Origin of the sequence: Clostridium boliviensis, from assembly GCF_033342255.1 — a bacterium.
Classification (GTDB): domain Bacteria; phylum Bacillota; class Clostridia; order Lachnospirales; family Lachnospiraceae; genus Lacrimispora; species Lacrimispora boliviensis.
The window spans coordinates 222739-247714 of the sequence record NZ_JAWONS010000290.1 but is presented as its reverse complement, the minus strand read 5'-3'; the positions used below and the strand labels follow the sequence as shown (position 1 = coordinate 247714).

The window sequence follows — 24976 nt, the reverse complement described above, 5'->3', positions numbered from 1 at the left end:
CAATAGACGGGTATTGCAGAAAAGAAGGTGGATAATGTATGGCTATAAAAGAGCAGATGTTAAATGAAATAAAGGAATGCGAGAAGCTTCTGATCGGAATCGGAGAAGAATGGAACCGGGATGAGGCCAAAAAGGAAGACAGTCTGTATGAAAAACTGGGACAGCTGATAAAGGATAAGGATTACTTTATTGTTACGACCCTTACAAATGGAGAACTGTTAAAGTCCGGTCTGGACCCCAAACGCATGGTGGCACCCTGCGGAAACGTTACCTGGAGACAGTGTTCCAAATCTTGTACGAAGGATATCTGGGAACCCGGAGAAATTGCCGATGATATCTGTCCTCATTGCGGCGAGCCGTTAACCGGTAATACCATTCAGGCGGAGGAGTATATTGAAGAGGGGTACCTCCCTCAGTGGAATGCCTATACCAGATGGCTGGCTGGAACTCTTAATAAAAAGCTTCTGATTCTGGAACTTGGAGTAGGATTTCAGACACCGACGGTAATCCGCTGGCCCTTTGAGAAAACCGTCTCTGTAAATAATAAGGCATTTATGTACCGGATACACGGAAGTTTTGCACAGCTTTCGGAAGGAATACGTGAGAAAGCTGAATCCGTTCCTGTCAATTCCGTTAATTTCTTTCGTGATTTTTCATAATGTTTTGCGTTGTACTGAAACAGGGACTGTGTTAGAATATTGAAAAAAGGCGAAAAAGAGGTGGCTGCCATGATTGCGATTATTGACTATGATGCCGGAAACTTAAAAAGTGTGGAAAAGGCCCTTGCTTCGTTAGGGGAAAAACCAGTGGTAACCCGGGATAAGGAAACCATTCTTTCAGCAGACAAAGTGATTCTTCCAGGTGTGGGAGCATTTGGCGATGCCATGGAAAAGCTTTGCCAGTATGATCTGCCTGGAGTAATCCGTCAGGTGACGGAGAACGGCACGCCTTTTTTAGGGATCTGCTTAGGGCTGCAGCTTTTATTTGAAAGCAGTGAGGAATGTGAAGGAATGAAAGGACTTTCCGTTCTTCCTGGAAGAATCGTTAAATTCCCGGACCAGCCGGGGCTTAAAGTTCCCCATATGGGCTGGAACAGCCTGACAATCAGGCCGGAAGCAAGACTTTTTAAGGGACTGGATTCCGGAGCATATGTTTATTTTGTCCATTCATATTATTTAGAAGCAGACAGGAAATCTGATGTTGCCGCTTCCTGTGAGTATGGTGTAACATTTGGTGCGTCTGTGGAACGAGGCAATATATTTGCGTGCCAGTTCCATCCGGAAAAGAGCGGGGATACTGGTCTTACGATCCTGAAAAACTTCATTGAACTTACATAAAGGAGGAGCCGCATGCTTACGAAACGAATCATTCCATGTCTGGATGTACACAATGCGAGAGTGGTAAAGGGTGTTAATTTCGTCAATTTACAGGATGCAGGAGATCCGGTGGAAATTGCTGCAGCCTATGATAAAGCAGGAGCAGATGAGCTGGTGTTTCTGGATATCACGGCTTCCTCTGACAACCGGAATACAGTGGTTGATATGGTGCGCCGGGTTGCTGAAAAGGTCTTTATTCCGTTTACGGTGGGCGGAGGAATCCGTACTGTCGAAGATTTTAAGATGCTTTTGCGGGAAGGAGCGGATAAGATATCCATTAATTCCTCTGCAATTAATACGCCCAGACTGATTTCTGATGCTGCGGATAAGTTTGGACGCCAGTGTGTGGTGGTTGCCATCGATGCCAGAAGGCGGGCAGACAAAACCGGCTGGAACGTCTTTAAAAACGGAGGAAGAGTTGATACAGGACTGGATGCTGTAAAATGGGCCATGGAGGCGGACCGCTTAGGAGCCGGAGAGATCCTGCTTACCAGCATGGATTGTGACGGCACGAAGGCCGGTTATGATGATGAGTTAAACCGGATCATAGCAGAGTCGGTATCTGTTCCGGTCATTGCATCAGGCGGTGCGGGAACTATGGAACATTTTTACAATGCGCTGACAAAAGGCAGGGCGGACGCAGCTCTGGCAGCCTCTTTGTTTCATTACAAAGAATTGGAGATTATGGATTTAAAACGGTACCTGGAAGAGAAAGGTGTACCGGTTCGGATTTAAAACCGGTGGATCCGGTGAGATGCAAAGGAGGAAACATGGGAGTAATTGACAACGACTGGCTGGAACCCTTAAGCGGGGAGTTTAAGAAGCCATATTACAGGGAACTTTATCAGAAGGTGAAGAAAGAATACGAGACAACACAAGTCTTTCCGGACCCCAACGACATATTCAATGCCTTTCAGTTTACCCCTCTTTCCAAGGTTAAGGCGGTTATACTGGGGCAGGACCCTTATCATAATGTCGGTCAGGCCCACGGTCTGTGCTTTTCTGTAAAGCCTGATGTGGATATCCCTCCCTCCCTGGTGAATATCTATCAGGAATTAAAAGAAGATCTGGGATGTGAGATTCCAAACAACGGATACTTAAAAAAATGGGCGGATCAGGGAATCATGCTTTTAAATACTGTATTGACTGTGAGAGCCCATGCAGCCAATTCTCATCAGCGAATCGGCTGGGAGACTTTTACGGATGCGGCGATTAAAATTTTAAATGAGCAGGACCGGCCTATGGTCTTTCTCCTATGGGGACGGCCTGCGCAGAATAAGAAAGCAATGCTGACAAACCCAAAACACTTAATACTGGAAGCCCCCCACCCCAGCCCTTTATCCGCTTACAGAGGATTCTTTGGCTGCAGGCATTTCAGCAAAACAAATGCTTATCTGGAAGCCAATGGGATGACATCCATAGACTGGCAGATCGAAAATATTTAAAACAGAGGAATTAAGATGAATATTATTGAGATATTAAAAGTTATCGTTCTGGGAATTGTAGAAGGATTTTCAGAATGGCTGCCGATCAGCAGCACCGGACATATGATTCTGGTAGATGAGATCATTCATTTAAACCAGCCGGACAGTTATAAAAACATGTTTCTGGTTGTAATACAGCTGGGAGCCATACTTGCAGTAGTTGTATTATATTTTGACAGGTTAAACCCATTTTCCCCAAGGAAAAAGGCAGCCCAGCAGAAGGCAACCTTCATTTTGTGGAGTAAGATCATACTGGCCTGCTTACCTGCGGCTGTTATTGGGATTTTAGTGGATGACATTCTGGATAAATATTTAATGAACGGCTATGTAGTAGCGGCGACTTTAATACTATATGGAGTACTCTTTATCGTGATTGAGAACCGGAACCAGTACCGGAATTTTGAGGTACAGAAGGTGGGAGAAATTACATACCAGACAGCTCTTTATATTGGTCTGTTTCAGCTGCTTTCCTTAATTCCAGGGACCTCCCGTTCCGGCTCCACCATACTGGGAGCCATGATTCTCGGCTGTTCCAGGGCGGCATCTGCAGAATTCTCGTTCTTTCTTGGGATACCGGTTATGTTTGGAGCGAGCCTTTTAAAGATTGTTAAATTTGGATTTCATTTTACCGGAGCCCAGATATTTTATCTGATTCTGGGAATGGTAGTGGCATTCGTTGTTTCTGTGTATGCTATTAAATTCCTTATGGGATATATCAGACAGCATGACTTTAAGTTTTTTGGATATTACAGAATTGTACTTGGAGCAATTGTGTTAGTATATTTTGGTATAACCGCATTCCTTGGTTAAGTAAACCATGAAAAAGAGAGTTGTCCGCCGGCCATTCGCCGCGGTCAACTCTCTTTTGTGTGGTGGGTCATATAGGTTCCTTTCCGGCGTCTACGGTTTAAAAAGCATTCCGATCCGCCCTTCAGCGGCAAGCTCATCGATGCCGTCAAAGTTAAATAATAAATTCCGATTTTGCGTTACCAGTCCCATTTTCATCTCATCATAATCTTTTACATTCACCCTGGTCAAACCGTAATCAATATATATATCGCACATAAATGCATTGGCCGTATTGATCAGGAGTGCCAGCGGTATGGGAATGGTACGCAGCTGGATATTGACATTCATCGTCCGCATATCCATACCTCCTTCTCTTGTACACCGGACTGTACCGGTGAGGGCTTATGATATGTTATGTATAAAGGTAAATCTGGTAATTTCATTTTACCTATTTTTTTAGTAAATTACAAGGGTTAAGTAAAAATTGTAAAAATGCGAAACTGAAAGAATACCAAATGTTACATGTAGGAGGTTAATTATTACATGATGGCACTTTTGGTAATTTGTTGGAGTATAATGTAGTTATCTGTCATATGTCATGCAATCGTAACTAACGTTTCTTGTCACAGCTACTTATCCGGGCGAGGACAGGCTGAAATGGAAGACCATTTAAAAATATTTCTCGGATACACTGCAGGAAGCAGCATCGTATTATGGGAAAGGTCAGGAGTGAAGGTATGGAAGAGATCAAGGGTAACTATATTGATAAGGATTTTATGCAGCTTCAAAAGGAGTTAGATAAAATAGAACTTGAAGCAGAAGACAGGGTGGCTGAATCAAAGAAATTAAAGTGGTTTCCAAGTATAGGTTTTGCACTTGATGTTCCAGCTGGTTTTTTAGAGGCGGATAGAGAGAAATCCACTCTCATTTACTTTTCTAAAAATCGGCCGGATCTGGTTCTTATTTATCCGTCTGCCCATGCGGGTCTTACCTTCCAAACTGGAATTCTGGAAAATAAGACTTACGCTATGGATCTGTATCATGAAAGGGAGCGAATGTGCCAGATTCTAAGCCAGGCAGACGGAAAGAATGTATTCTATGATCAGGGAAACGTTACAGGAAATCTCCCTGTGGTATGGTTTGATTATAAAAGCTTTGCTGGGGCTGAACGGGTCTATAACATGATGTTTTTGATCCTTTCAAACGGGAAGCTGATTATTGGAAGCTTTAATTGCATATTTAAGGATTACGAAAAATGGAGACCAGTGATCCTTAAAATGCTTAAGACAATACAAACAGAGGAGGATAACGTGAAAGAGTATAATTAAAAAACAGAACTGATTAGGTTTTACAAAGTTAGAGTTCTCAGAGTAAGCAGGTAGATCAATGAGCATGGAGTGGATTTATGTCAGCAAAACTTTTCGTATTTTTTTTCACAGTGTTTTTATATGGTTGTACATATCATAATAATAGCCGTTCTGGTAAAAAAACTAAAGTCTCTCATAAGTATATTAAATTTGTATTTCCACTATCAGGAAAACGAAGTGATTCCGAGGTAGATATTATATTGTATTTGGAAGCGGGATATTTGATTATATCCTGTATTGGTTATTATACTGCAACTTTTTTTGATTTAATATCATATGAGATTGCAACAATGATTTGGATGTGTATGTTTATTGGGACAACGTTAGTTGCGGCGGGAGGAGAGATAATTAGAGACGCTCGTGAAGGATCTACAATAATTATTACAATACTGGAATTTTTATTTGGGATTATATTAGTTTTAATCGGTTCACTTATTTCTATACTTACTGTAATCCGTAGATATGATATACTTTTAAATTATTTTGTTTAGTAAAGATAAGATGCGAAGTTAAGCATATATAAATTAAAAGAAGGTGATAGAACAAAGTAATCTGTTGAGAAATACATCAGACTATTTTGGTCTACACCTTCTGTTAAATTACTCAAAATTCAGATAAATGTACAGGTAATCAGCAGCTCTCCGCAATCTCATAAAGAAGACGTTCGGAGTCATCCCACCCAAGGCATGGATCTGTGATGGATTTTCCGTAACATCCGTCTCCAACCTTCTGGCAGCCAGGCTCGATATAGCTTTCAATCATCAGTCCCTTAACAAGGCTGCGGATCTCCGGCGCATGTTTTCTGCTGTGAAGGACTTCTTTGGAGATACGGATCTGTTCCCTGTATTTTTTATTGGAGTTTGAATGGTTTGCATCCACAATGCAGGCCGGATTTTGCAGATTGCGTCTGCTGTACATCTCATGAAGAAGGAATAAATCTTCAAAATGATAGTTTGGGATACACTGTCCATGCTTGTTAACCGCACCGCGCAGAATCGTATGAGCAAGGGGATTACCAGAGCTTTTTACTTCCCAGCCGCGGTAGGTGAAGTCATGAGGCTGCTGGGCAGCAACTACGGAATTAAGCATAACCGAGATATCACCGCTGGTGGGGTTCTTCATACCAACTGCCACTTCACAGCCGCTGGAAGTTAAGCGGTGCTGCTGGTTCTCCACGGAACGCGCACCGATAGCAATGTATGACATGATATCATCAAGGTAGGTTAAATTCTCCGGATAAAGCATCTCGTCAGCTGTGGATAAACCGGTCTCTTCAAATACCTTCATGTGCATACGGCGGATGGCGATGAGACCTTCATGCATGTCCGGCTTTTTCTCAGGATCAGGCTGGTGAAGCATTCCTTTATAGCCTTCGCCTGTGGTTCTTGGCTTGTTGGTGTAAATTCTGGGGACCAGAATCAGGCGGTCTTTTGTTTTCTCCTGCACCTTAACCAGACGGTTAACATAATCACAGACAGAGTCCTCGTTATCAGCAGAACAGGGACCAATAATAACCAGAAATTTGTCGCTGTTTCCTGTAAGTACGTCACTGATGGCCTGGTCTCTTTCTATCTTAAGGGCTTTTAAAGCGGCTGGAAGAGGAAAACGATCTTTGATTTCTTCCGGGCTTGGCAAATTGCTGACATATTGAAATCCCATAATATCCTCCTGTGTAATTGCTGTTTTATTTTTTGCAGTTGATTATATAACAGAACACAGGAAAAATCCAGTGTTCCTTGAAATTTGGTTAAGATTGGCTAAGTACTCCTCCATAAGTGTTCCTTTTTTTGAAAAAATGTTGTATGATGTTATCGAATGACGAATGGAAAGGTGTTAAAAATATGGAAAAATATTGGAACTGGGGAGGAAATTATATCGGGGTAAAGCAACGGGATTATCTGGTTGCGTGTGATGGAACGGTTCTTGGCAAGTTCTACGGCAGAGAGCTGTACGACAAGAACGGCAATTACATTGGAGAATTAGGAAGAAATGACAGACTGATTAAAAATAAAACAAAAGAAAACTTTCGCCGATTGGCATTCAGTCCTTATGTTAAGGGAACCATAACCGGTCCGGGTAAAAGCCTTGCGCCTTATCCTATGATTTCCGGATTTGAGGATTTTAAGGTCTGAAAAGGAATAACATAAAGGTGTACAAATGAAGGATTTAACAAAAGGCAGCCCTGGAAAGGTTATGCTTCAGTTTGCGCTTCCTGTTGCAGCCGGGAATATTTTTCAGCTATTTTACAGCCTTGCAGATACCCGGGTGGTGGGAAGTACCCTGGGTGAGAGTGCGCTGGCAGCTGTGGGAGCCACAACTTCTATCAGTACTCTGTTTATTGGTTTTTTATCAGGACTGACCGGTGGCTTCGCCCTGCTTACGGCGAGAAGCTACGGAGCCGGGGATGAAGAAAAGGTCAGGAGGTACTCAGCAGGCTGCCTGCTTCTTGGGACTCTGACTTCAGCTTTGCTTACGCTGTTGTGTGTGGCAGGTCTGCCCTTCTTTTTAAGAGTCCTTAATGTGCCGGAAGCACTGATTCCTGCGGCTTCGGGCTATATCCGTATCATTCTGTTTGGAATGGTTATGATGATGCTGTATAATGCCTGTGCATCTATATTGAGAGCGTTGGGAGATACGGCAGCGCCTTTGGCATTTTTGATTTTTTCCAGTATACTCAATGTATTTCTGGATCTTTTCTTTATCCTTGTCCTTCACAGAGGTGTGGAGGGAGCGGCAATTGCAACTGTGCTGTCCCAGTCGCTGTCGGCAGTTCTAAGCCTGGTATATATGATAAAGCGGTATCCGGTTTTTCGGTTCCATATAAGAGATTTTCGGATTACAAAGGGAGAGGTCCTAAAGCTTTATTCTGCAGGAATATCTATGGCACTGATGATGTCACTGGTATTTTTCGGAACGCTTTCCCTGCAGAGTGCTATTAATCTTCTTGGGACAGATATCATTGTTGCCCATACTGCTGCCCGCAAGATCACGGAGTTTTTCATGCTCCCGTTTTCTGTGATGGGTGTTACTATGGCAAATTTCTGCGGTCAGAATATGGGAGCATGCAAGACTACCAGAATCCATAAAGGGATTTCCCAGGCACTTGTGATTACATCTATCTGGTCTGTGGCAATGATATTTTTAAGCTATACTGCTGCGCCTGGTCTGGTTCAACTGGTGACCGGCACGTCTGACCGTGAAATAGCTGGAACTGCTGCCCTTTACTTAAAGATTAATTCCGTGTTTTATTTTGTGCCTGCAGCAATTTCCATTTTCAGGAATGCACTTCAGGGCTGCGGTGAACATAAAACGCCGGTTGTGTCTAGCTTTATCGAGCTTATAGGGAAGGTCGCTATTGCGGCATTTCTGGCACCAGTACTTAAATATATGGGGATTATAATTGCAGAACCAATTGTCTGGGTTCTTATGGTAATTCCTTTGACAGTAAAGATCAGAAAGCTATATGGATCAGATAAGAGGGAAATATGGAGAGATATGTAGATCTTGATGAAATGCTTCGGTTTCGCGAGAGGAAAGTCAGAATCCAGGAGGAACTGAGGGGAAAATATAAGGACATGGTGACGATGGCACTGGCAATGAACATACCGGGGCCAGTCAAGACTTCCCCCGATATTTTACTTGCCTTTTCAGAAGGAACGAAAGCACTGGAACAGGCGGTTTCTGATTCGGGAATGGGCATCGAAGAGATGGCCGCAATTTCAGAGAATGCTGGATATATTAAATTCTATGCTCTGAACTGTTTTGATCCTGTGCAGGTGAAAGAACTGGCGGTCAGGCTGGAAGAGACTCATCCGTTAGGACGGCTGTGGGATATTGATGTTTATGATGAAAATGGTATCAGTATGAGCAGAGAATCCCTTTCTGCACCCGTCCGTAAATGCTTAATCTGCGGGCAGGATGCAAAAGGATGCGCCAGAAACAGAACCCATTCGGTTGAGGAACTGATTCATGAAATAGAGAAAATGATTCTTGACTGGAAAATAAATTCTATAGATGAATCATAATCTGAAGCTCCATCAGATAATCATATTTAGAGCAGGCAGGAAATTTCACCATGGGCGAGATTAAATATGCGGTTTCGTCTAAAACAATTCCTTTTACCTGGGCATATTTAGCCAGTTCGTTGAATGCAGTGATGGTGTTTTCTTCTGAATAAAGGAAGCTCCGGGTGATATAACGGCCTTCCCGAATGGTTTTTAATTCCATTCCAGGCAGCTTTTTCTCAGATAAAACACCAAATCCACGGACTATCAAACCATCTTCTGCCTGAAGATCTGATCTGGAAAACAAAAGACACATCGTGTTAGTCTCGGGCAGATCCTCATCTGCTCCGTTTCTTGTTACATACTTATCTATATCATAAATAGAGATGTCCAGTTTGTGATAATACAAATTTCGGCTCATCTGGTATTTTTCGTATATCCCGATTTTACCGGGGTATTTTTTTTGGTCTTCTATCTTCTCTATCAGATGCTCTGTCAGCTGCCGGGAGCTTTCTAAGGCAGCCATCCTGCTTTCCAGCTGCTGTTTATGTGACTTAAGCTGGGTTAATAGCTGGTCTGGTTCTTTGTTCTCTTCCAACAGCTTTTTCACACTTTCAAGCGGAATCCCAAGGGTTTTGTTTAAGTAACGGACTACGTCTATAATGAAAAACTGCTCATAGCTGTAGTAGCGGTATTTGGTTTCGGGTGATATATAACAGGGCTTTAAGAGTCCCATGTCATCATAATTACGCAAAGCCTTCGTTGAAATTTTAAGAAACCGTGCAACTTCCCCAATTGTATATAAGTTTGTCATTTTTTTCACACTCCACTATTGACTTTGCCTCTATGGCAAAGTTTATAGTATTAGTATAAATGAATCTCAGCAAAGGAGTCAAGAAAATTGGAGGTTGAAATGAATCAGGTTAAAATTGAGATTGACGGCATGGAAGTATATACAGAAAAAGGAAAGACGATCATGGAGGCAGCGGAGCATGCGGATATATACATACCTCACCTTTGTCATCATCCGGACTTGCATGCGGAAGGCGGCTGCAGGCTGTGTGTGGTCGAAATAAACGGGAAAAAGGAACCTCAGACTGCCTGCACCACACTGGCGGAGGAAGGCATGTCAGTAAATACAAAGTCAGAGGATCTTGACCGGATGAGAAGGCTTTCCATGGAATTGATGCTGGCCAATCATGTAGATGACTGTACGACCTGTCCCAAATATCTAAAATGCGAGCTTCAGTCTCTGATCCAATATCTGGGAGTCAGCACTTCCCGGTTAAGAAGAACCTTAAATGCGGTTAATGTGGAAACCGGAAATCCGTTAATGATCAGAGATCCCAATCGCTGTGTTGCATGCGGACGCTGTGTACGTGTCTGCCGCGATGTGAGAGGGGTTGGAATTCTTGAATATCATAAAAATGAGGAAGACAGAATAACAGTCGGTGTAACCGGAGATCTTTCTTTGGCAAAAGCAGATTGCCGTTTCTGCGGTGCATGTGTGGAAGTATGTCCGACTGGAGCTCTACAGGATAAGAAAGGAACTTTTAAAGAGGGAAACAGAGAAGATATCCTGATACCCTGTAAGCAGGAATGTCCGGCAGGAATCAACATTCCAAAGTATGTCCGTTTTATTAAGGAAGGAAAGTATGAGGAAGCTGCGGCTGTTGTCAGGGAAAAAGCACCATTTCCCAAGTCGCTGGGGCTGGTGTGCATGAGATTTTGTGAATCTGCCTGCAAAAGAAAAGATATAAATGGTGCTGTTTCAATCAGAGAACTGAAACGGTTTGCAGCAGAACAGGATACTTATCAGTGGAAAGAGAAGTCTGTTTTTAAAACACAAACTGGAAAAAAAGTGGCAGTTGTAGGAGCCGGTCCGGCAGGACTTACGGCGGCTTACTATCTTGTTAAATCAGGACATGCAGTTGATGTTTATGAAAAACTGCCGGTTGCAGGAGGAATGTTATCAGCCGGAATCCCGGATTACCGTCTGCCTGCATCAATTGTGGAAGAGGAAATTGCAGTGATCAGAGAGGCAGGAGTGAAAATTCTCACTAATCGGAAGATCAATTCATTGGAAGAACTGCGAAACCTTGGCTATGAAGCAATTCTGATTGCTGTGGGAACCGACAAGGGTGTGCGGATTCCGCTGCCTGGGGCTGATCTTTTTAATGTCCATGTAAATATTGATTTCCTCAGACGGGATCTGTTAAATACTCAGATGGAACTGAAAGATTCTGTTGTGGTATTAGGCGGGGGAAATGTTGCCTTCGACTGTGCAAGAACTGCAAGGCGGCTGGGCTGCAGTCAGGTATCTGTGGTATGCCTGGAAGAGGAAGGCGCAATGACTGCCGGTGAAGAAGAGATTACCGAAGCCAGAGAAGAAGGGATCCAGATTTACAACGGAAGAACTTTTGTAAGAATTATAGAAAAGGACGGAAAAGCAGCCGGCGTTCTCTGCCGCGAAGTTGAGAGCTTCACATTTGATGAAAACAGAAAACTGATTTTAACGGTAAAAGAAGATTCTGATCATGTGATTTCCGGAGAAATGGTTATATTTTCCGCGGGACAGAGGCCGGATTTGGAAAGCTTTGTGGATCTGTCTTTGAATCCGAGAGGGCTTATGGAAACAGATAGCAGTGGAAACACGGGAATAAAGGGTGTTTTTGCAGCAGGTGACGCGGTAACAGGAACAGCTTCTGTTATTCAGGCAATTGCGGGGGCCAGAAAGGCAGCTTCTGAAATTGACCGTTATTTAGGTGGTGACGGCAATATAGAAGAATCTCTATCAGAAAATCAGGAAGCAGACGGCTTTATTGGTAAGGCAGAGGGATTTGCAGACTTAGACCGCAGGACATACCGCTGCGTTTCACTGGATCAGCGGAAAGATAACTTTAATCTTATGACAGAAGGGCTTGAGGAAGCGGCGGCCAGATGTGAAGCAGGGAGATGTCTGCAGTGTGATCTGCGCCCAGGGCTTACCAGATCCAGGTTCTGGACAGAGTATCAGTATAAATAAAGAGGGTGAAAATATGGAAACGGAGAGAATTGAAATATTCGGACACGGGATTAAAGGAAGACCTTCTGCTGAAAGATGGAGCAGCAGGGAATGGAAAGAGCTTGTCTGTCTTTTTCCTGAAGATCAGGGTGAAAGCGGGAATGTAAAATATCTGCTGGAACATTATATGGATGAAATAATAAGTGGTATGGAAGCGTTAAGAGACCGGCTTAAACTAAGCAGCATCTGCGCATTATTATCGAAAGAATACGATATCTATGAAGAGAAATTCAGACTGAGTGGAATTCAGACAAAGCTGACAGATGATATGAAAGGGATACAGAAAGAAATATTCAAAGAGGGGATTCTGGTTCATCATGCAGAAACAATGCTGGCTCTTCACCGGTTTCTGACGGGTAAAAATTATGTACCTCATAAAATCGTATCTGTAACAGGCGATGTTATGGAGCCAGGGATTTATGAAATTCCCTTTGGAATCACCCTGGAAGAAATTATTACCAAATATGCAAAAGGAGTAACCGCTGGTAAAACAGTAAAATTTGTGTCTGCAGGCGGGAGCATGGGAGCAGTTTATGGTGTGGATGAACTGGATACTCCATTTACCTATTCCAGCCTTTTAAAAGAGGGGACCATGCTTGAATCAGCTCAAATAGAGGTTTGCTCCAATGACACCTGTATTGTGGACTGGGCTTGTAAGAGAATGCTTATAAACAGCAGGAAAACCTGCGGAACCTGTGTGTACTGCAGGGAAGGAATCTATCAGCTTTACCGTATTCTGCAGGATGCAACAGAAGGAAAAGGCAGGGACGGTGATCTTTCCTTAATGAAGGAAATTTGTGAAACATTGAAGGCAGGAACTTTATGTGATATCGGAAGATCATCGGCTGTTCCTCTGCTGACAGCTATGAAGAAATTTGGGGAAGAATTTGAAAAACATATAGACAGAAAGATCTGTCAGTCGTTAAGCTGCATTTCCTATGTGAAATTTTATATTGATCCTGCTCTCTGCAACGGATGCGGAGACTGTATGGTGTGTCCGGAGCATGCTGTCAGAGGAGGGGCAAATTTAATTCACATCATTGATCCAGATATATGCAGCAAGTGTGAAAGATGTACAAAGGTATGCAGCAGGAACGCTGTAAGACGGTATGGTACTGTGAAACCAGTTCTGCCGTCAGAACCGGTACAAGCCGGAAGTTTTTCTGGTGAAGGAAATGGATTGAAAAAGGGACTTGGCAGAAGGCGGAGAGTATAAGGCGTTTTGGTAGAGCAGAAACAGGTTTATAATTTAAATTATAAAATATAAAAAATAAGACGGAGGATGGAATCATGAGAGAGATGGAAGCGGATGTAATTGTTGTAGGCGGAGGAGCTGGAGGACTTGCTGCTGCAATAGCAGCTGCAGAGCAGGGGGCAGAGGTGATTGTATTTGAAAAGGCCAATACAACTGGGGGCTGTGCCAACATGGCAATGGGTCTTCTGGGTGTGGAGACAAAATTGCAGAAGGACAGGCTGATTGATTGCACCAGGGAGGGAGCATTCCAGAAATTTATGGATTACACACACTGGCGTGCCGATGCAAGACTGGTAAAGGATTACCTTGACAAATCAGCAGATACCATCGAATGGCTTCAGAATATGGGGGTAAAGTTTGCACTGCCTTCAAAGTATTTTCCTGGTTCAGAGGCAACCTGGCACATTGTACAGCCTAAGACAGGAGCACCCGGTTTAAGAGCTGCTGCGACCATGATCAAAGCAATGACAGACAGAGCGGAAGAACTGGGAGTGACAATCTGTCTGGAAGCCCCGGTACAGCGGCTTATCAAGGAGAACGGTGAAGTAGTTGGCGTGATTGCGAAAGAAGGAGAGGGAGAAATAAATGCCTATGGTTCTGCTGTGATTATAGCTACCGGAGGGTTCGGGGACAGTCCTGAATTTATCAAAAAACATACCGACTATGAATGGGGCAAGGATCTTTTCTCCTATCGGATTCCAGGGCTTACGGGAGATGGAATCAGCATGGCATGGGAAGCAGGTGCTGCAAAGGACCACATGGATATGGAACTGGTATTTTTTGCACCCAATACAGGCGGCTATGCTCCCATCGAATTGCCGTTCCGTCAGCCCAACCTTTTCGTTAATTTAGACGGACAGAGATTTTATGATGAAGCAGTTGTGGAAAATCCGGTATTCTCAGTAAATGCCATTGCCAGACAGAAGGAAAGGACTGTATTCTCTATTATTGATGATGCTATTTTACAGCAGTACGAGAAAAACGGGCTGGATCTGGTGAATGTTGTTACCTCCAATATCAGCATGGATGATTTCAAACAGGAAATGAATGAAATGATCAAAAATGGAAATGACGTACTGTTCATTGCTGATTCGATTGAGGAACTTTCCGAAAAAACAGGAATTGATAAAGAAGGACTTACAAAAACCATTACGGATTACAATGAGTGCTGTAAATTCAGAGATACCTTATTTAATAAAAATCCAAAATATTTAAAGCCGATTAACGGACCGAAATACTATGCACTGAAGTTTGCACCAAGTGCGTATGGAAGTATTGGCGGAATCCGGATTAACTACAAGACAGAGGTGGTTGATACGGAAAACCAGGTGATAACGGGACTTTATGCAGCAGGAACAGATGCGAATTCTATCTGCAATCCGGATTATGTATTTATTCTTCCAGGTAATTCTCTTGGGTTTGCTGTCAATTCAGGAAGAATGGCAGGAGAGAACGCAATCCAGTTTATTAAAGAACATTTTTCTGAATAATGAAATAAAATAAGATTAAGAGAGGGAGCGCTGCGGGGTTTGGCACGCTCCCTTTCTTAATATTTTTTAAGGTACTATTTTTCCAGAGTTAAGATTCCCCGTGTAAACTGTAATCATAGAAAATAAAAGGGAGGCTCTAAACAAAATGGAGATAGAAAGACCGGCTATGGCCGGAACGCTGGAATCCAGTGACTGTCAGGTGACCGTGGAACCCGGAGACGGCAGAATCGATCTCACACTGGAGAGTGCAGTGATCAATCAGTATGGCAACCAGATCAGGAAAGTGGTTTTTGAAACTCTGAATCAATTGGGAGTGGACAATATTAAAATATCCATTGTAGACAAAGGTGCTCTTGACTGTACCATCAAAGCCAGGGTAGAAGGAGCGGTATCCCGTTCTGTGGATCACTTTGTCAACACTCTTTGGGGAGGTGCTGTAGAATGATCAATTTAGTGAAAAAGCGGCTCAGAAGAACCATGATGTTTTTAAATGCCCAGAAACCGGGACTTATTAAGGATCCCTATATTTATAGACCGGACAGTATTATTCTGGACCTGGAGGATGCGGTTGCAGAAAACCAGAAGGATGCCGCCAGATTCTCTTTGTATCATGCGCTGCAGGAAATTGATTACAGAGGATGTGAGCGGGTAGTCCGGATTAACGGACTGGAAACGCCATACTGGCTGGAGGATATCCGGTGTGCAGTGGCAGGTGGCTGTGATGCTATACGTATTCCAAAAACGGAATGTCCCAAAGAAATCCACAGAGTGGAAGAGGAGATTGTAAAGGCGGAAAAGGATTTCGGGATACCGGAAGGCAGGACCCTTATTATGGCAGCGATCGAATCTGCAAGAGGCGTCATGAAGGCTATGGATATCTGCGAAGCATCGGAACGTCTTTTTGGAATTGCTTTGTCAGGCGGAGACTACACCAAAGATTTACAGACTCACATTACAGGCACGGGCATTGAATTGATGGGTGCCAGACAGAATTTAATTATTGCTGCACGGGCTGCAAAGGTACAGTGTTTTGATACCGTATATACCAATCTGGATGATATGGAGGGATTCCGAAAGGATGTAGAAAACATTCATCTCATGGGATTTGACGGCAAATCCATTGTCAATCCACGGCAGATCCCTGTGGTTCATGATATCTTCACCCCATCCGGGAAGGACATTATCTTTGCAGAAAAGGTAGTGAAGGAGATTGAGGAGAAAAAGGAATTGGGAATTGGTGTGTTTACAGTAGATGGAAAGATGATTGACATTGCATTTTATGACGGAGCAAGGAGAACCATTGAACTGGCCAAGGCCTCCGGCGTATATAAAGGAGATTTATAAGATGATCAATGCAGTAGGAAGAGAGATTCCGGAAGAAATCTTAAAGCAGACAGGAAAAGAACCATTTAAGGGGAATCATTATTTTGATGGATATGAGTATAAAAAGGATGGTCCGTCTACCAGGTGTGTGATCAATTCGCAAGGAAGCAAGTTGGTGGAGAACATTCGTGAGGTGCTGGAAAAATGCGGAATTAAGGATGGGATGACACTGGGCTTTCATCATCATTTCAGGGACGGGGATTACGTGGTAAACATGGTGATGGAAGAAATCCACAACATGGGGATTAAAGACCTTACCATATGTGCCAGTTCTCTTGGAAAGGCACATGATAAGCTGGTGGAATATATTGAAGACGGTACAATTACAAACATTCAGTCTTCTGGTGTGAGAGGAAAAATCGGTCGTGCCATATCAGAAGGAAAACTGAAAGGACTGGCTGTCATGCGTTCCCACGGCGGAAGAGTTCGAGCCATTGAGACAGGTGAAGTGAGAATCGATATCGCATTTATCGGATCACCTACCTGCGATGACTATGGAAATTGCCGTGGAATCGGCGGAAAATCTGACTGTGGTGTGCTTTCTTATTCCATGGTTGATGCGGATTATGCGGATAAGGTAGTTGCAGTGACAGACTGTCTGGTTCCATTTCCAAACTTTCCTGCCCACATTTCCATGACGAAGGTGGATTATGTGGTTGTGGTTGACCAGATCGGAAATCCGGATAAAATTGCGACGGGAGCGGCAAAACCTACTACAGATATGAGAAAGCTGATGATGGCGGATTACTGCACCCAGTTCGTGGTTAATGCTCCATATTTTAAAGACGGATTTTCCTATCAGACCGGAGTGGGCGGTGCTTCCATAGCCTCAACCATCTCTCTCGCAAAAATTATGAAAGAGAGAAATATCCGGATGAAGTTTGGAGTGGGCGGTTTAACAAAGCCCATGTGTGATCTTTTGGAGAATAATCAGGTAGATGCACTGTTAGATACCCAGGATTTTGATTTAAATGCTGTGGAGTCCGTGATTAATCCCAAACATTTCCGTATCAGTGCGGGCGAATATGCAGATCCTTTTAATAAGGGAGCAGTGGTAAATAAACTGGATTTCGTTATACTGGCAGCGCTGGAAGTCGATGTGAATTTCAACTGCAATGTAGTGGTTGGGTCTGACGGCATTATTACCGGTGCACAGGGCGGTCACCCGGATACTGCGGCAGGTGCAAAATGTACCATTGTGATCGCACCCCTTCTTCAGGGAAGAATACCCGCCATCTGTACTGACGTGACGACGGTTACTACTCCGGGAGAATCCATTGATGTAGTAATTACTGATTATGGAATTGCCATTAATCCAAGGAGACAGGATTTAATTGATTCTATGAAAAATGTGGATCTTCCGTTTAAAACCATAGAAGAGCTGAGGGATATTGCATATTCCATCGTTGGCGAGCCGGAAAGGGTGCAGTTTGACGACAAAGTAGTAGGAATTATTGAAAGCCGTGATGGAACCATTATGGATGTTGTTCGTAAAATTAAAAATTTCGAATTTTCAGGAGAATAGACAATGCAAAGCAGGTCTTGTGTGAATGAACCCTCGAAGGAGGAAGAAGCTGCATATCGGATTGGAAGTCTGGCGTACCGTGCGCTGCTTGAGGAGGTTTATACTCTTGTGAAGCCGGGTCTCGTAGATCCTTATTCCAATGGAGCCCATACCGATATGGACGTCGCTTCCTTTGAACGGAGTGCGAAAGCCCTGAAATCTTATTTTGTCACAATGGCTCTGGAGGGGGAGCGGCTGTGGGAGGCTCCCCCTGTGTTATTTGAAACTATTCGCAGAATCGGCATTCTGGCAGAACGGGCCATGTATCTGGCTACCGGAGGTGTTAATACACACAAGGGACTGATCTTTCATCTGGGTATTTTAAGCGGGGCTGCAGGAGCCTGCCACCGGTCCTTTGGAAGAGTCACCTTAAAACAACTGATGGATATGGAACAGGCCATGGTTAAGCATGTCCTGATGAATGAAGTCCGTAATATGGAGATCTTCGGCGCCAGGGGGGAAGCAATCAGCGGTTATTCCTCTGTATTTGAGATTTCGCTCCCGGTGATGACCATGGGTCTTTCTATTGGTCAGGAGTGGAATCGCATCAAACTGGAAACGCTGTTTCATCTTATGAGCCGGGTGGACGATTCCAATATTTTATCCAGACACAATCCAGAGGTTTTAAAGCAGGTGAAGGACATTGCAGCCGGTTTTTTAGATGCCGGAGGTGCTTACAGGAAGGATAGCATTGAACGGTTAAAAGAACTGGACCATTGGTTTGTGAAGAAGAATATCAGTGCAGGAGGAAGTGCAGATCTTCTTGCTGTCACCATATTTCTCACACAGTTAACAGAGGAGTTGGGAGGATTCTATGGAGTTCATGAGGCTGGAAGGCAGTCCCTTTCATGGGAAAGAACTGGAGCGTTTGAGGGAATTTCTTGCATGTAATCAACTGGATTACGATGAGGGAATTGAATATACCATATGTCTTCTGGATGAGAACTGCCACATTGTGGCAGCAGGCTCTGCTCATGAGAATGTACTAAAATGCATTGCTGTGGATCCGGAGGCCAGAGGCTTCGGACTGGCGGCAACCATTGTATCCGCACTGGTTCAGTATGAATTTGAAAAGGAAAGGTCCCATATACTCCTTTATACCAAGCCGGGAAATCAGGAAATGTTTGAAAATCTTGGATTTTACAGTGTCTTAAAAACAGGGGAAATCCTTTTTATGGAAAACCGGAAAGAGGGATTTGATCAGTTTATCCGCCGTTTAAAAGAGGAGACTCCAAATGAAGCACTGATGCCGGGACCGGTAATTGGATGTATAGTAGTAAACTGTAATCCATTTACCATCGGACACCGGTATCTGGTGGAGCAGGCAAAAAACTACTGTGATTATCTTCATGTGCTTGTCTTATCCGATGACAGAAGCCTGTTTAAAGCGGAGGAACGGTATCATCTGGTAAAAGAAGGCGTCAGGGACTTATCAGGAGTGATTGTTCACCGGTCATCCGATTTTGTTATCTCAGCTGCAACCTTTCCTACGTATTTTATGAAGGAGAAAGCACAGGCTCAAAAGGCCAACTGTCTGCTGGATCTGACTTTATTTGCACGCCGCATCGCTCCGGAACTGGGAATTACCAGACGTTTTGTGGGAACGGAGCCAAACTGTGCCATAACCAGTCAGTATAACGAAGAGATGAAACAAATTCTGCCCCAATATGAAATTGAGGTTATGGAATTTGAACGGAAAAAAAACAAAGGTACAGCAGTGAGTGCCTCCGCGGTTAGGATATGGTATGAAAAGGGCGACTTTAACCATATTAAAGATGTGGTGCCTGAATCTACACTGGAATATCTGATAAATAAAAAAAGTCAGAGGCCTAAGGGATAAAACGGTATCCAAGACCTCTGACAGTTACAATGTGGGCCGGCTTCTGCCGGTCCTCTTCGATTTTACTGCGGAGACGATTGATATAAACCATAATGGCATTGTCATCAACTGCTACGCTGTTGCCCCATACGTGTTCGTAGATCATCTCTTTTGTATAGACCTGACCGGGATGTTTTAAAAACAGCAGCATCAGACTGCTTTCTTTCGAAGAGAGTATGATCTCTTCCCCTTTGTTATAAAAACGCATGGTGGAAGTGTTGTAGGAAAAGGGACCGCATTCCAGAATATCGGAGCTTTCCAGAATCTGGTTTTTATAGCGTCTTATGAGAGCTTTTACCTTTGCACCCAGCACAAGAGGGCGGAATGGTTTCGTGATATAATCATCTGCGCCCAGAGACAGGCCATATAGGGAATCGTAGTCCTCGTTCCGTCCGCTGACGATCATAACAGGAGTCTGTATCCCCTGGCTTCGCAGCTTCTTAATGACTTCGAAGCCCTCCATATCACCTAACATAACGTCCATAAGGATCATATCATAGGTATGATTTTTTATATAGTTAAGAGCAGCAAGACCGCTGTCTGCCACAGTAGTTTCCAAATCATTGCTGCGCATGACTTTTTCCAGCAGCTTTAAAACGGCTGGATCATCATCTACGATTAATACTTTATCAGACATAGTTTCCCCCAAATGAAAATAATGTAGAATTCTATCGAAATTTGTTATAATTTATTATAATATTAATATTAGAACAAGTCAATGAGGAAGAGACAAACGAGGAGCAGAATCATGAATAAAATAAATGGAAAGAGAAATTATACCGGAATATTTATCTGCTGTGCCATGGCGGCGGTTCTGATTATTTTCTGCTTTCTTGTTTTTGGAATCTGGAAAGAATATAAGGATGCGATTATAAACAATCAGAAAAAGCAGATGCTTTTGACGACCCAGAGTATGGGCGAGAATCTAAAGGTCTTTATTGAAGGATACCAGGCAGATTTAAATACGATTTATGATATTGTGGAGGAAAACTATAAAAAGACCGGAATAAGAGACTGGAGTATCATCAGGGAATATGTATCCAATCATAAACGCTTTGTTTATGATGTAATTGTGGAGGATACAAAAGGAAATTTAATAAAGAGCATCAGAGGATTCGGTGTGGAGAAGACCTACTCCGTAACTGCGATTAATCAGTCTGAGCAGTTTCTTCAGTGCAAGCTTGAGAATGGAGAGCTTTATCTGGTATTAAAGAGAGAATTGCCTGACATTGGTTCAATCTCTATTATAATTAATGAAAGAGACTATTATAAGTCATTGGTCTCCAACATACGTCTTGGAACCAACGGATATGTTGTTATTAAGGACTCCTCCGGTATAATTCTTGCCCACCCACAGGAGAAGCAGTGGGGAATCAATGTCATTTCCGGCAGGAAAGAGATGTTTCCTAACGTGGATTTAACCAGCTTAGAGCAGATGATAGATAAGCAGAACCGTGGAGAAGAAGGGGTTTCTGAGTATTATTCCTATTGGTGGGTGGATCCGGGGGTACCGGAAGTTAAAAAAATCTGCTCTTATTCTCCGGCACAGATCGGGGATGGTTTTTTGATCGTGAGTGCAGTAATCGATTATAATGATATCTATATTCCGGTGGCAACAGGATTCTTTAAGCTTGGACTTGTCTTTTTCTGTGCAATGGCAATTGTTCTTGGTCTTGTGATTTATATCGGGGACTTACGGGTTCAAAAGCGAAAGGATACGGAGGAAATTGCATATCTTCTGGAACTGAATAAGATCCTGGAAGAAATTCATCAAAGTGAGGAAACCATTGCCCACCAGCAGAGACTTCAGATCATGGGAACCATGACAGGGGGAATTGCCCATGAATTTAACAACCTGCTGACTCCCATTATGGGGTATGCAGAACTTCTGATGCTGGATCTGCCAGAGCGGTCCGAGGATTATGAGAATGCCTCGGAGATCTATGAAGCTTCCGCAAAAGCAAAGGAAATCATTCAGCAGATCTCATCTTTAAGCCGAAAGAACATGGAAACAGCGTTTAAAAATCTCAGCGGAGAAAAGGTGTTAAAACGGTCTATCAAGATGGTGAGTTCTGTCTGTCCACCCAATATACATTTAAAGGATATGATCACACTTCATGGAGAGAGCTTTCTGGGCAATGAAACACAGATGAATCAGGTTATATTAAATATCTGCGTCAATGCCATTCAAGCCATCGGACACAGAGAGGGAACCATTTCCATATTCTGCCAGATAGTAGACAGGGAAGACCTGGCACAGTATAAGCTTTCCACGCTTCCGGAGGGCTGGAAGCATTATATCAGGATTGATGTTGAAGATGATGGGGAGGGGATGAGCAAGGAAGTGGTGAAGCAGATCTTTGATCCATTTTTCACCACCAAGAAAAACGGCAAAGGAACAGGACTGGGACTTTCCCTGGTGGAGCAGATCGTTCATTCCCATAAAGGATATGTGTTTGCAGAAAGCATTCTGGGCAAGGGAAGCATCTTTCATCTGTATCTTCCGGTTAATGAGCAGAAGGAGCGGGAAGAACCGATTCAGCTGGGGGTAAATGGACCTGTTCTTAGAATAATGATCGTAGATGATAATCCTAAAGTCCTGCGGCTTTTGGAAAAAAACTTCAGTAAACTGAATGTTCCTCTTATTTCCTGTATGGATTTTGAAGAAGCCAGAAGAGTCTTAAAAGAACAGGAAGTGGATGCTGTTGTAACGGAACAATATGTCAGGGGAAAAAGCGGAGTGGATTTCTGTATGTCCTTACAGGGACCATATCCGGGAGTTGTCCGCATTCTTATGACCGACCGGGTGACAAAGGAGCTGGTAGAGGCAAAGAAACGGAGAATGATAGATGAATACATTGATAAACCGGTTTCAGATTCCGCTATATTAAAGGCTGTCAGAAATTTAAAAGATTTATTCTAAAGAAAAAGTGTCAAATCTTAACAAATTTTAATTTTTCTCTTAAAGAAATGAAAGGGAGAGGATGTGAGGCTGTAAGGTTGGACTTTTATACTCTTCTCATAAACAAAATATGAGGAGGAAGAAAACATGAATGAGACAATGCTTGCATTATTAGGATTTGCAACCATTATCATGATCATTGTTTTACTGCTGAGAAATGTTACTGTTCCGGCTCTTGCATTTATCGGAGTATCCAGTATCAGTGCGCTGATTCTGGTTTTAACAGGAACCTTTACAGTCAAAGAAATTGGGGATTTTATTAAGGCGGGAGTTGCTGATGTGCATTCCACTGCTGCACTGTTTATATTTTCCGTGTTGTTTTTCGGAATTATGACAGATGCAGGCATGTTTGACTGTATCATCAATGCTTTAATGAAAAAAGTGGGGCATAATGTAATTGGTGTTACAGTTATGACCTGTATCATTGCGATGATCGGTCACCTGGACGGAGGCGGAGCTTCTACATTCCTGATCACTGTACCGGCTATGCTGCCGATTTATAAGAAGTTGAAAATGCGCCCAACTACGCTGCTTTTAATCTGCGTTACATCAATGGGTGTTATGAATTTACTTCCATGGGGCGGACCTACCATGCGTTCTGCTTCCGTTTTGGGAATTGATGCCAATGTGCTTTGGATGAGACTTCTTCCAATGCAGGCAGTTGGTATTGTTGTTGCATTATTTACCGCATTCTTCTGGGGAGTTATGGAGAAGAAACGCGGAGCTGGAATTGACAGCACTCTGGTAATGGAAGACACAGATGTTCTGGAAGAAAGCGCTTCTACCAGTGATCTTGGAAATCTTGCAAGACCGAAGCTTTTATTATTTAATATTGCTCTGACACTGCTTGTGATTGTATGCCTTGTATTTTTAAAGGTTCCATCCTACCTGACTTTCATGGTGGGCTGTGTAATTGCTCTTTTAGTTAACTATCCCGGAGCAAAGCTGCAGAATAAGATTATTAAATCCCATTCAGGTCCTGCTCTTATGATGGCTTCCACCATTCTTGCAGCCGGTGTATTCTTAGGCGTGCTGGAGCAGAGTGAAATTATGAATCATATGGCGAATATTCTGGCTTCTTTTATTCCACAGTCTATGGGCCATTTCTTACCTTTAATAATCGGCGTTTTATCCGTGCCGCTGACACTTTTGTTCTGTACGGATTCTTATTTCTACGGACTCCTTCCGGTTCTGATCAGTGTAGGAAACAACTTCGGAGTGGATCCGGTTCATACCGCAATTGCTATGGTGGTATGCCGAAACTGTGCAACCTTTATAAGCCCTGTGGTTCCGGCTACGTTCCTTGGAATCGGCCTTGCTGGTGTTGAGATTAAGGATCACATAAAGAATTCCTTCTTCTGGATCTGGGGCGTCAGCCTTGTATGTCTGGTTGCCGGTATTATACTTGGTGTCATATCATTTTAAATATATCCTAAGAATAACGGGGCTGCCAGAATGGCGGCCCCGTAGTCTTTCTTTTATTAGAAAAACTGCGTTCTGTTATCATGCCAGCTTTCGGTATGATAACAGAACGCAGTTTTTTATGATAATCCGACAGGATCCAGCCTGCCGCAGGAAGTATCCATAACAAAGCCTTTTATAGTAATACCGGAAGGCATCAGCGGATGTTCTTTTAGTAAGGTGACAGAGCGTTTGACCGATGCCTTGGAGTTTTCAAATCCCTGAAACAGGTGGTCAAAATTAAATCCCATTTCTTTTTGGTTCTGTATGGTTTCTCTTGTAATACCACGCTGTATCAAATGGTTGATAATGGTTTCGGAGCTGATGGATGCCGCTCCGCATTCCGTATGACCAATTACCATGACCTCTTCTACACCAAATTCCAGTATGGCAATCAGCAGGCTGCGTATGGTACTGTCACATGGGTCTAAAATCAGACCGCCTGCATTTTTAATTAATTTCACATCTCCGTTGTGGATACCGAGAGCAGCAGGAAGAAGTTCAACCAGCCGGGTGTCCATGCAGGTCAGTATGGCAAGCCTTTTACGGGGATATTTGTTGAAATGAAAGCGTTTATAGAAACCGCTGTTCACAAAGCTGTCATTGTATTGTAAAATTTCATCAATCATAATCTGCCTCCTTTTATATGGTGTTAGATACATGATAATGGTTTTATCTTAACTCAGGCTTACCGCTCTCCTTAAAGATTATTTAGATTGACAGGTGGAATTGTGTTGAAATGATAGAAAATGTCGAAAAATGTAAGCACTTAACTAATCGTGTCGGAAGAAAAATATTAATAAAAATATTGGCAATTATTTAGATTAAATATACAAATAAATAATAAAATTAAAGAGATTAATGTAAAAAACTATCAAAAAATTAACGATATATTGTA

25 protein-coding genes are annotated in these 24976 nt (G+C 43.0%); 20 read left to right on the top strand and 5 right to left on the bottom strand.

Annotated elements, in window-relative coordinates; translation table 11 throughout:
• Positions 1-38: 38 nt before the first annotated feature.
• The 5 genes from RZO55_RS21520 (at position 39) to RZO55_RS21500 (ending at position 3670) form a co-directional block, all read left to right on the top strand.
• Positions 39-659 carry a hypothetical protein gene (locus tag RZO55_RS21520; RefSeq protein ID WP_318066320.1) on the top strand — a complete coding sequence of 207 codons (621 nt, stop codon included), beginning with the start codon at positions 39-41 and terminating at the stop codon, positions 657-659.
• Positions 660-728: 69 nt separating this feature from the next.
• A complete protein-coding gene (gene hisH / locus RZO55_RS21515) occupies positions 729-1337 on the top strand; it encodes an imidazole glycerol phosphate synthase subunit HisH (RefSeq protein ID WP_318066319.1) in 609 nt (202 codons plus the stop codon).
• Positions 1338-1349: 12 nt separating this feature from the next.
• Complete coding sequence (hisF, locus tag RZO55_RS21510; protein WP_318066318.1) at positions 1350-2111, top strand: imidazole glycerol phosphate synthase subunit HisF; 762 nt, start codon at positions 1350-1352, stop codon at positions 2109-2111.
• A gap of 35 nt (positions 2112-2146) precedes the next feature.
• Positions 2147-2821 (top strand): uracil-DNA glycosylase, encoded by a 675-nt coding sequence (ung, locus tag RZO55_RS21505; RefSeq protein WP_318066317.1) that lies wholly within the window; start codon positions 2147-2149, stop codon positions 2819-2821.
• Positions 2822-2836: 15 nt separating this feature from the next.
• Positions 2837-3670: an undecaprenyl-diphosphate phosphatase gene (locus tag RZO55_RS21500; protein WP_318066316.1), complete on the top strand. Its 834-nt coding sequence runs from the start codon at positions 2837-2839 to the stop codon at positions 3668-3670.
• A 90-nt stretch (positions 3671-3760) separates the two neighbouring features.
• On the opposite strand, the gene RZO55_RS21495 is transcribed toward RZO55_RS21500, so the two are convergent.
• The gene (locus tag RZO55_RS21495; RefSeq protein WP_318066315.1) at positions 3761-4006 is read right to left on the bottom strand and encodes an HPr family phosphocarrier protein; all 246 of its coding nucleotides are present in this window, start codon (positions 4004-4006) and stop codon (positions 3761-3763) included.
• Positions 4007-4386: 380 nt separating this feature from the next.
• Here RZO55_RS21495 and RZO55_RS21490 point away from each other — a divergent pair, with 380 nt between their 5' ends.
• Complete coding sequence (locus RZO55_RS21490) at positions 4387-4977, top strand: hypothetical protein (RefSeq protein WP_318066314.1); 591 nt, start codon at positions 4387-4389, stop codon at positions 4975-4977.
• Positions 4978-5054: 77 nt separating this feature from the next.
• The gene (locus RZO55_RS21485) at positions 5055-5507 is read left to right on the top strand and encodes a hypothetical protein (RefSeq protein WP_318066313.1); all 453 of its coding nucleotides are present in this window, start codon (positions 5055-5057) and stop codon (positions 5505-5507) included.
• A 139-nt stretch (positions 5508-5646) separates the two neighbouring features.
• Here RZO55_RS21485 and RZO55_RS21480 read toward each other — a convergent pair whose 3' ends face one another.
• The gene (locus RZO55_RS21480) at positions 5647-6675 is read right to left on the bottom strand and encodes a 3-deoxy-7-phosphoheptulonate synthase (RefSeq protein ID WP_318066312.1); all 1029 of its coding nucleotides are present in this window, start codon (positions 6673-6675) and stop codon (positions 5647-5649) included.
• A 182-nt stretch (positions 6676-6857) separates the two neighbouring features.
• Here RZO55_RS21480 and RZO55_RS21475 point away from each other — a divergent pair, with 182 nt between their 5' ends.
• The 3 genes from RZO55_RS21475 to citX are packed head-to-tail and all read left to right on the top strand — an operon-like array spanning position 6858 to position 9041.
• Positions 6858-7148: a hypothetical protein gene (locus tag RZO55_RS21475; protein WP_318066311.1), complete on the top strand. Its 291-nt coding sequence runs from the start codon at positions 6858-6860 to the stop codon at positions 7146-7148.
• Between the two features lie 25 nt (positions 7149-7173).
• On the top strand, positions 7174-8517 hold the full coding sequence (locus RZO55_RS21470; RefSeq protein ID WP_318066310.1) for an MATE family efflux transporter: 1344 nt from the start codon (positions 7174-7176) through the stop codon (positions 8515-8517).
• Positions 8502-9041, top strand: a complete 540-nt coding sequence (gene citX, locus RZO55_RS21465; protein WP_318066309.1) for a citrate lyase holo-[acyl-carrier protein] synthase — start codon at positions 8502-8504, stop codon at positions 9039-9041. Before RZO55_RS21470 ends, citX begins: the two co-directional genes overlap by 16 nt.
• Here the strand turns inward: citX and RZO55_RS21460 are convergent.
• Positions 9025-9834: a MerR family transcriptional regulator gene (locus tag RZO55_RS21460; RefSeq protein ID WP_318066308.1), complete on the bottom strand. Its 810-nt coding sequence runs from the start codon at positions 9832-9834 to the stop codon at positions 9025-9027. The two genes, citX and RZO55_RS21460, sit on opposite strands and share 17 nt — an antisense overlap.
• Positions 9835-9933: 99 nt before the next feature.
• Here RZO55_RS21460 and RZO55_RS21455 point away from each other — a divergent pair, with 99 nt between their 5' ends.
• From RZO55_RS21455 to citC, 8 genes are all read left to right on the top strand, one after another.
• On the top strand, positions 9934-12045 hold the full coding sequence (locus tag RZO55_RS21455) for an FAD-dependent oxidoreductase (RefSeq protein WP_318066307.1): 2112 nt from the start codon (positions 9934-9936) through the stop codon (positions 12043-12045).
• Positions 11963-13300 (top strand): NADH-ubiquinone oxidoreductase-F iron-sulfur binding region domain-containing protein, encoded by a 1338-nt coding sequence (locus tag RZO55_RS21450; RefSeq protein ID WP_318066306.1) that lies wholly within the window; start codon positions 11963-11965, stop codon positions 13298-13300. Before RZO55_RS21455 ends, RZO55_RS21450 begins: the two co-directional genes overlap by 83 nt.
• Before the next feature lie 74 nt (positions 13301-13374).
• Entirely contained in the window at positions 13375-14829 is a 1455-nt protein-coding gene (locus tag RZO55_RS21445) for an FAD-dependent oxidoreductase (protein ID WP_318066305.1), read from the top strand.
• Between the two features lie 145 nt (positions 14830-14974).
• Positions 14975-15274, top strand: a complete 300-nt coding sequence (gene citD, locus RZO55_RS21440) for a citrate lyase acyl carrier protein (protein ID WP_318066304.1) — start codon at positions 14975-14977, stop codon at positions 15272-15274.
• Positions 15271-16173, top strand: coding sequence for an aldolase/citrate lyase family protein (locus RZO55_RS21435; RefSeq protein ID WP_318066303.1), 903 nt, complete (start codon positions 15271-15273; stop codon positions 16171-16173). The genes citD and RZO55_RS21435 overlap by 4 nt, the downstream gene beginning before the upstream one ends.
• 1 nt (position 16174) lies before the next feature.
• Positions 16175-17737: a citrate lyase subunit alpha gene (citF, locus tag RZO55_RS21430; protein WP_318066302.1), complete on the top strand. Its 1563-nt coding sequence runs from the start codon at positions 16175-16177 to the stop codon at positions 17735-17737.
• Between the two features lie 3 nt (positions 17738-17740).
• On the top strand, positions 17741-18667 hold the full coding sequence (locus tag RZO55_RS21425; protein WP_318066301.1) for a triphosphoribosyl-dephospho-CoA synthase: 927 nt from the start codon (positions 17741-17743) through the stop codon (positions 18665-18667).
• The gene (gene citC / locus RZO55_RS21420; RefSeq protein WP_318066300.1) at positions 18591-19616 is read left to right on the top strand and encodes a [citrate (pro-3S)-lyase] ligase; all 1026 of its coding nucleotides are present in this window, start codon (positions 18591-18593) and stop codon (positions 19614-19616) included. The genes RZO55_RS21425 and citC overlap by 77 nt, the downstream gene beginning before the upstream one ends.
• On the opposite strand, the gene RZO55_RS21415 is transcribed toward citC, so the two are convergent.
• A complete protein-coding gene (locus RZO55_RS21415) occupies positions 19606-20292 on the bottom strand; it encodes a response regulator transcription factor (protein WP_097002367.1) in 687 nt (228 codons plus the stop codon). The two genes, citC and RZO55_RS21415, sit on opposite strands and share 11 nt — an antisense overlap.
• A gap of 111 nt (positions 20293-20403) precedes the next feature.
• Between RZO55_RS21415 and RZO55_RS21410 the strand changes: the two genes are divergently transcribed.
• Positions 20404-22578, top strand: a complete 2175-nt coding sequence (locus RZO55_RS21410; RefSeq protein WP_318066299.1) for an ATP-binding protein — start codon at positions 20404-20406, stop codon at positions 22576-22578.
• Between the two features lie 126 nt (positions 22579-22704).
• A complete protein-coding gene (locus RZO55_RS21405; protein ID WP_318066298.1) occupies positions 22705-24042 on the top strand; it encodes a CitMHS family transporter in 1338 nt (445 codons plus the stop codon).
• Between the two features lie 116 nt (positions 24043-24158).
• Here RZO55_RS21405 and RZO55_RS21400 read toward each other — a convergent pair whose 3' ends face one another.
• Positions 24159-24707 (bottom strand): beta-class carbonic anhydrase, encoded by a 549-nt coding sequence (locus RZO55_RS21400; protein ID WP_318066297.1) that lies wholly within the window; start codon positions 24705-24707, stop codon positions 24159-24161.
• Positions 24708-24976: the final 269 nt, after the last annotated feature.

What these genes read in the sequence shown, in the direction of transcription:
- RZO55_RS21520 (WP_318066320.1), top strand. Translation starts at nt 39, where the DNA reads ATGGCTATAAAAGAGCAGATGTTAAATGAAATAAAGGAATGCGAGAAG.
- hisH (WP_318066319.1), top strand. Translation starts at nt 729, where the DNA reads ATGATTGCGATTATTGACTATGATGCCGGAAACTTAAAAAGTGTGGAA.
- hisF (WP_318066318.1), top strand. Translation starts at nt 1,350, where the DNA reads ATGCTTACGAAACGAATCATTCCATGTCTGGATGTACACAATGCGAGA.
- ung (WP_318066317.1), top strand. Translation starts at nt 2,147, where the DNA reads ATGGGAGTAATTGACAACGACTGGCTGGAACCCTTAAGCGGGGAGTTT.
- RZO55_RS21500 (WP_318066316.1), top strand. Translation starts at nt 2,837, where the DNA reads ATGAATATTATTGAGATATTAAAAGTTATCGTTCTGGGAATTGTAGAA.
- RZO55_RS21495 (WP_318066315.1), bottom strand. Translation starts at nt 4,006, where the DNA reads ATGCGGACGATGAATGTCAATATCCAGCTGCGTACCATTCCCATACCG.
- RZO55_RS21490 (WP_318066314.1), top strand. Translation starts at nt 4,387, where the DNA reads ATGGAAGAGATCAAGGGTAACTATATTGATAAGGATTTTATGCAGCTT.
- RZO55_RS21485 (WP_318066313.1), top strand. Translation starts at nt 5,055, where the DNA reads ATGTCAGCAAAACTTTTCGTATTTTTTTTCACAGTGTTTTTATATGGT.
- RZO55_RS21480 (WP_318066312.1), bottom strand. Translation starts at nt 6,675, where the DNA reads ATGGGATTTCAATATGTCAGCAATTTGCCAAGCCCGGAAGAAATCAAA.
- RZO55_RS21475 (WP_318066311.1), top strand. Translation starts at nt 6,858, where the DNA reads ATGGAAAAATATTGGAACTGGGGAGGAAATTATATCGGGGTAAAGCAA.
- RZO55_RS21470 (WP_318066310.1), top strand. Translation starts at nt 7,174, where the DNA reads ATGAAGGATTTAACAAAAGGCAGCCCTGGAAAGGTTATGCTTCAGTTT.
- citX (WP_318066309.1), top strand. Translation starts at nt 8,502, where the DNA reads ATGGAGAGATATGTAGATCTTGATGAAATGCTTCGGTTTCGCGAGAGG.
- RZO55_RS21460 (WP_318066308.1), bottom strand. Translation starts at nt 9,834, where the DNA reads ATGACAAACTTATATACAATTGGGGAAGTTGCACGGTTTCTTAAAATT.
- RZO55_RS21455 (WP_318066307.1), top strand. Translation starts at nt 9,934, where the DNA reads ATGAATCAGGTTAAAATTGAGATTGACGGCATGGAAGTATATACAGAA.
- RZO55_RS21445 (WP_318066305.1), top strand. Translation starts at nt 13,375, where the DNA reads ATGAGAGAGATGGAAGCGGATGTAATTGTTGTAGGCGGAGGAGCTGGA.
- citD (WP_318066304.1), top strand. Translation starts at nt 14,975, where the DNA reads ATGGAGATAGAAAGACCGGCTATGGCCGGAACGCTGGAATCCAGTGAC.
- RZO55_RS21435 (WP_318066303.1), top strand. Translation starts at nt 15,271, where the DNA reads ATGATCAATTTAGTGAAAAAGCGGCTCAGAAGAACCATGATGTTTTTA.
- citF (WP_318066302.1), top strand. Translation starts at nt 16,175, where the DNA reads ATGATCAATGCAGTAGGAAGAGAGATTCCGGAAGAAATCTTAAAGCAG.
- RZO55_RS21425 (WP_318066301.1), top strand. Translation starts at nt 17,741, where the DNA reads ATGCAAAGCAGGTCTTGTGTGAATGAACCCTCGAAGGAGGAAGAAGCT.
- citC (WP_318066300.1), top strand. Translation starts at nt 18,591, where the DNA reads ATGGAGTTCATGAGGCTGGAAGGCAGTCCCTTTCATGGGAAAGAACTG.
- RZO55_RS21415 (WP_097002367.1), bottom strand. Translation starts at nt 20,292, where the DNA reads ATGTCTGATAAAGTATTAATCGTAGATGATGATCCAGCCGTTTTAAAG.
- RZO55_RS21410 (WP_318066299.1), top strand. Translation starts at nt 20,404, where the DNA reads ATGAATAAAATAAATGGAAAGAGAAATTATACCGGAATATTTATCTGC.
- RZO55_RS21405 (WP_318066298.1), top strand. Translation starts at nt 22,705, where the DNA reads ATGAATGAGACAATGCTTGCATTATTAGGATTTGCAACCATTATCATG.
- RZO55_RS21400 (WP_318066297.1), bottom strand. Translation starts at nt 24,707, where the DNA reads ATGATTGATGAAATTTTACAATACAATGACAGCTTTGTGAACAGCGGT.